The sequence below is a fragment of the Actinoalloteichus spitiensis RMV-1378 genome, assembly GCF_000239155.1.
Taxonomy (GTDB): domain Bacteria; phylum Actinomycetota; class Actinomycetes; order Mycobacteriales; family Pseudonocardiaceae; genus Actinoalloteichus_B; species Actinoalloteichus_B spitiensis.
The window spans coordinates 1-10341 of sequence record NZ_AGVX02000023.1 but is presented as its reverse complement, the minus strand read 5'-3'; the positions used below and the strand labels follow the sequence as shown (position 1 = coordinate 10341).

At 71.6% G+C, this 10341-nt stretch carries 7 protein-coding genes; 6 read left to right on the top strand and 1 reads right to left on the bottom strand.

Features of this window, described 5'->3' with window-relative positions; genetic code table 11:
• A partial coding sequence (locus ACTIDRAF_RS26640; protein ID WP_016696912.1) for a sensor histidine kinase occupies window positions 1–2802 on the bottom strand: 2802 nt, incomplete at its 3' end.
• Between the two features lie 950 nt (window positions 2803–3752).
• Here ACTIDRAF_RS26640 and ACTIDRAF_RS0201340 point away from each other — a divergent pair.
• The 6 genes from ACTIDRAF_RS0201340 to ACTIDRAF_RS0201315 all read left to right on the top strand — a co-directional run bounded on the left by ACTIDRAF_RS0201340 (window position 3753) and on the right by ACTIDRAF_RS0201315 (window position 10306).
• Window positions 3753–4787, top strand: a complete 1035-nt coding sequence (locus ACTIDRAF_RS0201340; RefSeq protein ID WP_016696911.1) for an ABC transporter substrate-binding protein — start codon at window positions 3753–3755, stop codon at window positions 4785–4787.
• 32 nt (window positions 4788–4819) lie between these two features.
• The gene (locus tag ACTIDRAF_RS0201335) at window positions 4820–5587 is read left to right on the top strand and encodes an ABC transporter permease (RefSeq protein WP_016696910.1); all 768 of its coding nucleotides are present in this window, start codon (window positions 4820–4822) and stop codon (window positions 5585–5587) included.
• Window positions 5584–6411 carry an ABC transporter permease gene (locus ACTIDRAF_RS0201330; RefSeq protein WP_016696909.1) on the top strand — a complete coding sequence of 276 codons (828 nt, stop codon included), beginning with the start codon at window positions 5584–5586 and terminating at the stop codon, window positions 6409–6411. Before ACTIDRAF_RS0201335 ends, ACTIDRAF_RS0201330 begins: the two co-directional genes overlap by 4 nt.
• A 2-nt stretch (window positions 6412–6413) precedes the next feature.
• On the top strand, window positions 6414–7388 hold the full coding sequence (locus ACTIDRAF_RS0201325) for an ABC transporter ATP-binding protein (protein ID WP_016696908.1): 975 nt from the start codon (window positions 6414–6416) through the stop codon (window positions 7386–7388).
• A gap of 189 nt (window positions 7389–7577) precedes the next feature.
• Window positions 7578–9239, top strand: a complete 1662-nt coding sequence (locus ACTIDRAF_RS0201320) for a DNA repair helicase XPB (protein WP_016696907.1) — start codon at window positions 7578–7580, stop codon at window positions 9237–9239.
• Window positions 9240–9319: 80 nt separating this feature from the next.
• Window positions 9320–10306, top strand: coding sequence for an o-succinylbenzoate synthase (locus ACTIDRAF_RS0201315; RefSeq protein ID WP_016696906.1), 987 nt, complete (start codon window positions 9320–9322; stop codon window positions 10304–10306).
• The last annotated feature ends 35 nt before the right edge of the window (window positions 10307–10341 follow it).

Below are 10341 nucleotides of genomic sequence, written 5' to 3'. Positions count from 1 at the left end.
CGGGGAAGGCCGGGCGGGTTCCTCGGCGGGCTGGTCGTCAGCGGCGTCCGGGTCCTCCGGTTGGAACCACTGCGACAGCACCTCCTCGTAGATGGGCAGCCGTTCGGTGGGGGCGTCGAGGTCCGCGTTCGGGTCCCCCGCCTCCTCGGCCGTCTGCCGGTTCCCGGCCTGGGTGGCCTGCCGTGCGGGGCGCTCGACGGGCCGGGCGGGCGGGGTGGCAGGCGCCTCCTGGTGGGCTCCCAGCGCCTCCTGCGCGTCGGCCCAGTCGTCGTCCGCGCCCTCCGGCTCCTCCGCCCTGCCCTGGGCGTCGTCGACGTCGGTCGGGCTGAAGTGGGCGGTGTCCTCCGGCCCGACCGGGCGGGCACCGGACAGCCGGTTGGCGAAGTCGGCGCCGCGGTCGGGACGGCGGGCCGGGGCCGGCGGCTCGGCGGCCTGGTTCTCCGGGGCCGGCGAGAAGAAGGAGCTGGTGCTGGCGGTGGCCGTGCTGCCGGCCTCCTGCACCGCGCTGGCGTCGAACACCCCGCTGTCGAGGTTGTTCAGCGCCGGCGAGGCCGGCTCCTCCATCTCGTCGTAGTACTCGTACTCGTCCTCGGCCTCGCCGCTCGCGGGCAGCGCGGGCACCGCCGCCGGGTCGGCGGCACCGCCCTGGGTGACCACCGCCGAGGGCGGCTGGGCCGGACCGGGCGGCGGGGCGAGCGAACCGGCGGCGGTCCCCCGCACCGAGGACGGCCGGACGACCAGCGCGGCGGGCACGACGACGAGGGCGATGATGCCGCCCTCCAGGTACTCGCTGCGGAGCCGGACCCGGATCTCGTGCCGCTTGGCCAGCTGCACGACCACGTACAGACCCATCCGCCGGGAGACGCCGACGTCGACGCGCGGCGGGTTGGCCAGCCGCTCGTTGACCGCCGAGAGCTCCTCGTCGGGCATGCCGACGCCGCGGTCGGTGATCTCGATGATCAGTTCGTTCTTGCGGCTGTGCGCGGTGCGCACCGTCACCTTCGTGCTGGGGTCGGACAGCGCGGTCGCGTTGTCCAGCAGCTCGGCGATGAGGTGGACGAGGTCGTTGACGGCACGGCCCTGCACGAGCAGTTCGGGCGTGCTGGAGACGGTGACCCTGGCGTACTGCTCGACCTCGGAGACCGCCGCGCCCAGGATGTCGCCGACCGGGACCGGCTTGGCCATGCGCCGGGTGGTGTCGGTGCCGGCGAGGACCAGCAGGTTCTCGCTGTTGCGGCGCATACGGGTGGCGAGGTGGTCCAGCTCGAAGAGGTTGGCCAGCTGGTCCGGGTCCTGCTCGTCGCGCTCCAGCCGGTCGATCAGGCCCAGCTGGCGCTCGACCAGCGTCTGGCTGCGGCGGGAGAGGTTGACGAACATCGCGTTGACGTTCGCCCGGAGCAGGGCCTGCTCACCGGCCAGCCGGACCGCCTGGTTGTGCACCGCGTCGAACGCGCGGGCCAGCTGTCCGATCTCCTCGCGGGTGTGCACGTCCACGGCGGGCACGGAGACCTTCGGGATCTCGTTGTCGGTGTCGCGCATCTGGGCGATGACCGCCGGCAGCCGCTCGTGGGCCACGTCCAGCGCGGTGGTCCGCAGCGTCCGCAGCGGGCGCAGCATCGACCGGAGCACGACGGTCATCAGGACGAGCGCGAGCACCAGGGTGCCCAGCACCAGACCGGCGTCCCGGTAGGCGGCGGTGCGGACGTCGCCGGCCAACCGCTCGGCCTCGCCGTGCAGCTGCCCCTGGAGGCCGTCCTCCACCTGGCGCATCAGGTCGAGCGTGGTGGCCGCGGCCTGGTTCCACTCGGCGACGGGGATGCCGAGGCTCCCCTCGCCGCCGGACCTGGCCAGCGCCTGCTGGAGCAGCCGGCTCCTGAGGTCGACCTCCGGGCCGGTGACGGTGTCGGCGAAGAAGTTCGCCTCCGACACCGAGGCGGTGTTCTGGAACTCGGTGATCGCCGCCGCGTACTGGGCGCTGGCCCGGGAGACCACGTCGGTCTGCCCGGTGACGAAGGAACCCTCCTGCGCGGCGGTGAGCAGCACCGACCGCTGGATGGCGATCTGCTCCTTGGCCCTGGCGACCGCTTCGGTCCCACGGAAGGTGGAGCTGACCTCGGTGTCGGCAGCGCTCGCCGCGAGCTCCCGGTTGAGCTGGAGCAGCGTGTCGATCATGCTGGTGTAGGTGGTGATGACGGCCACGTGCGGGTACTGGGAGTCCAGCACCGCCCGTTCCCGCAGGACGCCCAGGGTGCCCAGGCGGTACTGGGCCCGGTCGAGGGCGGACTGCACCGAGGCGGTGTCGGTGGCCAGCACGCTGGCGGCGCTGTCGAAGCTCTCGACGGCGGAGTCGACCTGCCCCATGACCTCGGTGAGCGACTCGTCGTTCCGCTCCCGGCCACTGGCGATGTAGACGGCGGCCAGGTCGCGTTCACGCTGGAGTTCGTGGGCGAGACCGGTGATCCGCTGGGACAGTTCGACGCTGCGCACGACCAACGCGTAGGTGTCGGCGGCGCGCAGCTGGTCGAGGACTCGGAACCCGCCGAGGACCACCGCCGCGAGGGTGGGCACCAGCAGGATGACGATCAGCTTGTTGCGGACCTTCCAGTTCTGGAGCCGCCAGCGGCCACTGCGCTTCGGGGACAACGCGACCTCGTTCGCGTTGTCCTCGGCTGGCTCGACGCCGGAGTCGCGCGCTGCGCCCTGCTGGCCGACCGCGCTGGGGCGGCCGTCGCTTTCCGCACCGCGCGCCTCGTCGGCGTCAGCGGCGGCATCAATCCCGGAGGACGCCTTCTGACCTGGCACGGCTAGTTAATCCTCCAACTCGGGGTGACAGAGGGAGCGGAGTCGAGCGTCGACGAGTTCCGGGTTCCGGGTTCCGGGTTCCGGGAGCAGCCTCGGTGCCGCCGGCAGGAATACCACGGCCCCCGCACCGCGACCGGTCGGCCCCACGGCTGCGCCGGAGCCCCTGGCCCTCCCGCTGCGCGCAGCCGAAGCGGCCGGACCCCTGCCATCCCACTCCCTGATCGACTCGCGACGCCTCGGCCCCGTCATGTTCGTGAAGGCAACGAGCGTCGCCGCGCCACTATACTCACGCAGCGCAAGTCGCCACGCCGGACATCCCCCGATAGACCACCCAATTGGGTTGGCATCGTCTCAAAAACTACCGGTTGTTTCCAGTAATGCCCCCGTTTAGGGTGTCTCGTGTCTTGCCAAGGCGAGCACACTCCCAGAGATGAGGCCATGTCCGTATCGCGACGCCGACCAGGCGGCGAACGGCCCGCCGGCCCGCCGGACCACCGGCCGCCGTCGCCCGGCCGAGCGACGGCGCCTCCCGGCCGGAGCGGCGGCCGCCCGCGGTCCCCGCACTCTACTTCGGACACCGGGCCGGCAGTGGCGTCGGCCACTCCGACATGCGGGAAGATCGCGACCGGCCCGTGCTGCGGACGCGGCACCACCGCAGCACACCCCGGAGATCCACCGGGACGTCGACCACACGCGGCAACCGAGCGAGCACCACTCCGACATTCGAGCAACGCGGGTACCACCAGTCGGACTATCGATTTGGCAAGTTGATCAGAAAGTTACTTGAAGTAGCGCAAAACGGGATCGTTCGCTCACCTAAGCGAAGCAATCAGGTGATCTAATGGCGACCAACCGAGCACGGATAGTGACGCCTCTGACGCTTGTCGCCCGGCCGGCCAGGCGAATCGCCACTTTCGCCGAAGTCCTCTCACATCATCAAGGAGCATCACATGGTTCGACCGAACCGGTGGACGGCGCCCACGTCGCGGCCCGCACGGGTGGCCGCGGTGGGCACCGCTCTCTCGTTGACTGCCCTGCTGAGCGGCTGCGGCCTGCTCGACGGGTCCAGCGGAGCGGACGAGAGCGCCGCCGAGGGCGGGGGCCAGGTTGAGAAGTCGGACATCAAGATCGGCTACAACCCGATCATCGATGTGGCGCCCATCTTCTACGCCGACGAGAACGGCTACTTCGCCGACGAGGGCCTGAACGTCAGCACGGAGCGCACCACCAGCGGCGCCGAGGCGATCGCCTCGCTCGCCGGGGGTTCGCTCGACTTCACCTACGGCAGCCACGTCGCCTTCATGGCCGCGCAGGCATCCGGGGTCGCGGACCTCAAGATCGTCGGGGACGCCTACACCGCCCTCGAGGACAACGTGGCGATCATGACCGTGCCCGGCTCGGGCGTCGAGAAGCCCGAGGACCTCGCCGACGTCAGCATCGGCATCAACGCCGAGCGCAGCCTCGCCGACCTGCTCTCCATCTCCGCCATGACCTCCAACGGCGTCGACGTCGCCTACGAGGACGTCAACTGGCAGCAGATGGCCATGCCCGACCTGCCCACCGCGCTGGCCGACGGGCACATCAAGGCCGCCCTGCTGCCGGAGCCGTTCCTGACCCAGGCCGCGATGCAACACGGCGCGTTCAAGGTCCTCGACGCCGCGGAGGGCCCCACCGCCGAGTGGCCGCTGGGCGGGTACGTGGTCAGCGCGGACTTCGCCGAGGAGAACCCGAAGACCGTGGCCGCGTTCCAACGCGCCCTGGTGCGGGCCTCGGAGGCGCTGGTCGACCAGGGTGAGCTGGAGCAGATCCTGCCCGAGGTCGCCGGCATCGACGAGGACATCGTGTCCGTCCTGAACTTCGGCGCCTTCCCGACCACCCTGGAGGCCGAGCGCATCCAGCGGGTGGCCACCCTCATGTCGCAGTTCTCCTTCATCGAGGAGCCGATCGACGTGGAGGACATGATCGTCCCGCTCCCCGAGGACTGATCACCGATCACACCACGACGGACTGACACCTCATGCGTTCCGCGCTCAGGGGCGCGATCGGCGTGGCCGGCTTCCTCCTGCTCTGGGAGGCCGCCGGGCACGCCGGATTCGCGCCGCAGAACCTCTTCCCCCCGGTCTCGATGGTCTTCGCGCGGCTGGGTGAACTCCTGGCGACCGAGGAGTTCCTCCGCGAGATCATCGCGACCGTCCTCGCCTGGCTGATCGCCCTCGCCCTCGCCACCGGGATCGCCGTACCGCTCGGCCTGCTGCTCGGCAGCTACCCCGCCGTCCGTCGGGCCACCAAGGTGCTGGTCGAGTTCATCCGTCCGGTCCCGCCGGTGGCGCTGATCCCGCTGCTGATCGTGCTCATCGGAAACGGCCCCGAAACCAAGATCAGCCTCGCCGTCTTCGGCGCGCTCTGGCCGATCCTGTTCAACACCATCTACGCCCTCGACGAACTCGAACCGATGTACGTCGAGACCGCCCGCTCCTTCGGCCTCGGCCGAGGCGCGATCATGGCCAGGGTGGCGCTGCCCAACGCGTTGCCCTTCATCTTCACCGGGGTCCGGATCTCCGCCTCCATCTCCCTGATCCTGGTGATCAGCGTCGAGCTCCGAGGCGGCGGCACCGCCGGCATCGGGTACTGGATGCTCGGGGTCAGCCAGGGGATCCGGCAGATGGACCTGGTGCTCGCCGGCACGGTGGTCGCCGGGGTCATCGGTCTGCTCAGCAACTACGGGCTCGAATGGCTGCAACGGCGGCTCTTCGGCTGGAACGAGATCGCCCAGGAGGCCCGATGAGCGAGCAACCGCGACGCAGGGCCCGCGGCTTCCTCGAACGCTGGCTGGTCTTCGCTGGCGCGGTGGTGGTGTGGGAGATCGTCACCCGCATCTCCGACAGCGTCTTCTTCCCACCACCGTCGAAGATCGCCCAGTTCTGCGCCGAGCTGTGGTTCGTGGCCGAGCCCACCCAGCTCTTCCTCGCCGACACCGTCTACGAGGACATCCTGCCCAGCCTCGCCAGGGCCCTGGGCGGCTGGCTGATCACCGCGGTGGTGGGCATCTCGCTCGGGCTCGCGCTCGGCAGGTCCCGGATCGCCTACGAGTACCTGAACCCGCTGGTGACGTTCCTGCGGTCGGTACCACCGCCGGCGCTCATCCCGGTGTTCATGGTCGCCTTCGGCATCGGCACCGAGATGCAGATCGCCACCATCGTCTTCGGCGCGCTGTGGCCGGTCCTGCTCAACAGCGTCGACGGCGCCCGGTCGGTGGACCGGGTGAAGACCGACACCGCGAGGTCCTTCCGGATCTCGCGGGCCGAGTGGATCCGGATGGTCGTGTTCCCCGCGGCCCTGCCGAAGATCTTCGCCGGGCTGCGGACCAGCCTGGCGATCTCGCTGATCCTCATGGTGATGTCCGAGCTCGTCTCGTCCAACCACGGCATCGGCTACCGCATCCAGCTGTCGCAGAACACCTTCTCCTTCGACACGATGTGGGCCTGGCTGGTGCTGCTCGGGGCGCTCGGCTACCTGCTCAACAACGCGCTGCTCGCGCTGGAGCGGCGGATGCTCGGCTGGCAACCCAAGCGTGAGGCCGCCCCCGCGACGGCCAAGGCAGGAGGATGACGATGACGACCATGCTGGAGGTCTCCGACCTCGGTCACACCTACGGGTCAGGGGACACGGCCTACACCGCGATCTCCGGCCTGTCCTTCACCGTGGACACCGGGGAGCTGACCTGCATCGTCGGGCCGTCCGGCTGCGGCAAGTCCACCCTCCTGCGGGCCATCGCCGGCCTGCACACCCCCACCAGCGGGACCGTGCGGCTCAAGGGCGAGACCGTCGCCGGCGTGCCCGAGGACCTGGCCGTGGTGTTCCAGGACTACAGCCGCTCGCTGTTCCCCTGGCTCACCGTCCGGGACAACGTCGAGTTCCCCCTGCGTTCGCGCGGGGTGCCCGCCGAGGACCGGGCGCGCCGGGCTGCCGAGGCCCTGGAGTGGGTCGGCCTCGGCAAGGCCGGGAAGAAGTACCCCTGGCAGCTCTCCGGTGGGATGCAGCAGCGGGTGTCGATCGCGCGGGCGCTCGCCTGCCGGCCGTCCCTGCTGCTGATGGACGAGCCGTTCGCCTCGGTGGACGCCCAGACCCGCTTCGAACTGGAGGACCTGCTGCTGCGGGTCCGACGTGAGCTGAACGCCACCGTGCTCCTGGTCACCCACGACATCGACGAGAGCGTCTACCTGGGCGACCGGGTGCTGGTGCTGTCCAAGCCCCCGGCGACGGTGGTGGCCGAGCTGCCCGTCGACCTGCCCCCGGTGCGGGACCAAATCACCACCCGCGAGTCCGACGCGTTCGTCTCGCTGCGGAGCGAGGTGGCCCGGTTGCTGCACGGCAAGGAACCGGCCGCGACCCCCGCACGCGGGGCGGCGGCACGCGCGGCCGGGGCGGTCGACCAGGGCGGTCACGTCGCCGAGAGCTCGACCCCGAAGGGCCAGCGGACCGTGACGGCCCCGAAGAACCGCCGCAACGGCGCCGGCGGCAAGGGCCGCAAGAAGCACATGAAGACCAAGAAGAAGCGCGGCGTCACCGTGCAGCGCCCCCGCTGACGCCCACCTCGGCCCGAACGGGGCGTCCCGGCACCGCCGGGGCGCCCCGTTCCGCGTCCTCCCCGGGCGCGCGACCCCGTCACCCTCGGCGGGTCCCACCCGCCGGCCCGCGCCCTCGCCCGGCCCGAGCACCCCCCGGCCGGTGGGACACTGGTGGACGGCCCAGCCAGCGGAAGGAGCGCTGAATCCGTGACCGATGGTCCACTGATCGTCCAGTCCGACAAGACGCTGCTGCTCGAGGTCGACCACGAGCAGGCGCAGGAGGCCAGGCTGGCGATCGCGCCGTTCGCCGAACTCGAACGTGCCCCCGAGCACGTGCACACCTACCGCATCACCCCGCTCGCGCTGTGGAACGCCAGGGCGGCCGGGCACGACGCCGAGCAGGTGGTGGACGTCCTGGTCCGCTTCTCGCGGTACCCGGTCCCGCAGCCGCTGCTGGTCGACGTCGTCGACACGATGGGCCGGTTCGGCCGGCTGCAGCTCACCAACAGCCCGGTGCACGGGCTGGTGCTGGTCTCCTTCGACCGCGCCGTGCTGGAGGAGGTGCGGCGGAACAAGAAGATCGCCCCGATGCTCGGTGCCCGCATCGACGACGACACCGTCGTGGTGCACCCGAGCGAGCGCGGCCGGCTCAAGCAGGCGCTGCTCGGCGTCGGCTGGCCGGCGGAGGACCTCGCCGGGTACGTCGACGGGGAGGCGCATCCCATCACCCTGGAGGAGGACGGTTGGGAGCTGCGCGACTACCAGCGCCAGGCCGCGGACGCCTTCTGGGCGGGAGGCTCTGGCGTGGTGGTGCTGCCGTGCGGGGCTGGCAAGACCCTGGTCGGAGCGGCCGCGATGGACCGGGCGAAGTCGACCACCCTCATCCTCGTCACCAACACGGTCGCCGGGCGGCAGTGGAAGCGTGAGCTCATCGCCCGGACCTCCCTCACCGAGGAGGAGATCGGCGAGTACTCCGGGGAACGCAAGGAGATCCGTCCGGTCACCATCGCCACCTACCAGGTCATCACCCGGAGGAGCAAAGGCGAGTACCGGCACCTGGAGTTGTTCGACTCCCGGGACTGGGGCCTGATCGTCTACGACGAGGTGCACCTGCTGCCGGCTCCGGTGTTCCGGATGACCGCCGACCTCCAGTCCCGCCGCCGCCTCGGGCTGACCGCCACCCTGGTCCGCGAGGACGGCCGGGAGGGCGACGTGTTCTCCCTGATCGGTCCGAAGCGCTACGACGCGCCGTGGAAGGACATCGAGTCGCAGGGGTGGATCGCGCCGGCGGACTGCACCGAGGTGCGCGTGACGTTGACCGAGTCGGAGCGGTTGACCTACGCGACGGCGGAGGCCGAGGAGCGGTACCGGGTGTGTTCCACCGCCGCCACCAAGATCCCGGTGGTCAGGGCGATCCTCGACCGGCACGGGAGCGAACCGGCCCTGGTCATCGGCGCCTATCTCGACCAGCTGGAGGAACTGGGGGCCGCCCTGGACGCCCCCGTCATCCAGGGCGCGACGAAGAACAAGGAACGGGAGGCGTTGTTCGACGCCTTCCGCCGAGGCGAGTTGCGCACCCTGGTGGTCTCCAAGGTCGCCAACTTCTCCATCGACCTGCCCGAGGCGAGCATCGCGGTGCAGGTGTCGGGCACCTTCGGCTCCCGGCAGGAGGAGGCGCAGCGCCTCGGCCGGGTGATGCGGCCCAAGGGCGACGGGCGCCAGGCCCACTTCTACTCGGTGGTCAGCCGGGACACCCTGGACACCGACTACGCGGCGCACCGGCAGCGGTTCCTCGCCGAACAGGGCTACGCGTACCGGATCGTGGACGCGGACGACCTGCTCGGGCCAGCGCTCCCGGAGGTGGGGTGAGGACCACGACCGGATCGGAGCCCCCTGGCGGGGCTCCTGGTCCGGAACGCCCGGGCGAGGTGGCCGTCCGCGTTCCCGGTGTGCGCGAGGCCCTGCCGGCCCGGGTCTACGCCATCCCGATGCGGACCCGCTTCCGGGACATCACGGTGCGCGAAGGTGTCCTGCTGCGCGGCCCGACCGGCTGGGGTGAGTTCTCCCCCTTCCGGGAGTACGGGGACGAGGAGTGCGTCCCGTGGCTGCTCAGCGCGGTCGAGGCGGCGACCTCGGGGTGGCCGGCGCCGGCACGCGAGCGGATCCCGGTGAACTGCACGGTTCCGGTGGTGCCCCCGGCGGAGGCCCGCCGACTGGTCCTCGCCTCCGGGTGCCGGACGGCGAAGGTGAAGGTCGCCGACCCCCGGTCGTCCCTCGCCGAGGACGCGGACCGGCTGGCCGAGGTGCGCGACGCCCTGGGGCCGGCGGGAGCGATCCGGGTGGACGCCAACGCCGCCTGGGAGGTCGACGCCGCCGTCAGGGCCATCGCTGTCCTCGACCGCGCGGCCGGCGGCCTGGAGTACGTGGAACAGCCGTGCCGCACCGTCCCGGAGCTCGCCGAGGTGCGCGGTCGGGTCGTCGAGCGGGGGGTGCGGATCGCGGCGGACGAGTCGATCCGCCGGGCGACCGACCCGCTCGCGGTGGCGGTGGCCGGTGCGGCCGACGTGGCGGTGCTCAAGGTCGCCCCCCTGGGCGGTGTACGGGCGGCGCTCGCGGTGGCCGAGGCCTGCGGACTGCCCTGCGTGGTGTCCTCCGCCCTGGAGACCGGTGCGGGTCTGGCGGCCGGGGCCGCGCTGGCGGGCGCGCTCCCCGAGCTGGACTTCGCCTGCGGGCTCGGCACGGGCTCCCTGCTGACCTCGGACGTCACCTCGGACGGCCCCGTCCCGACCGGCGGGTGGCTGTCGGTGCCCCGCACGCCCCCGGCGGTGGGACCAGTGGACGCCGGGCTCCCCTGGGCGGACGCGTCCACCACGCGGTGGTGGGTCGACCGGCTCCGCCGCGTCGCCGCGCTGGCCGAGGAGTCCCGGCGGCGCTGATCGCGCCGGCAGCCGCGGGCGCGGCGGGGGGGGGG

What these genes read in the sequence shown, in the direction of transcription:
- ACTIDRAF_RS0201340 (WP_016696911.1), top strand. Translation starts at nt 3,753, where the DNA reads ATGGTTCGACCGAACCGGTGGACGGCGCCCACGTCGCGGCCCGCACGG.
- ACTIDRAF_RS0201335 (WP_016696910.1), top strand. Translation starts at nt 4,820, where the DNA reads ATGCGTTCCGCGCTCAGGGGCGCGATCGGCGTGGCCGGCTTCCTCCTG.
- ACTIDRAF_RS0201330 (WP_016696909.1), top strand. Translation starts at nt 5,584, where the DNA reads ATGAGCGAGCAACCGCGACGCAGGGCCCGCGGCTTCCTCGAACGCTGG.
- ACTIDRAF_RS0201325 (WP_016696908.1), top strand. Translation starts at nt 6,414, where the DNA reads ATGACGACCATGCTGGAGGTCTCCGACCTCGGTCACACCTACGGGTCA.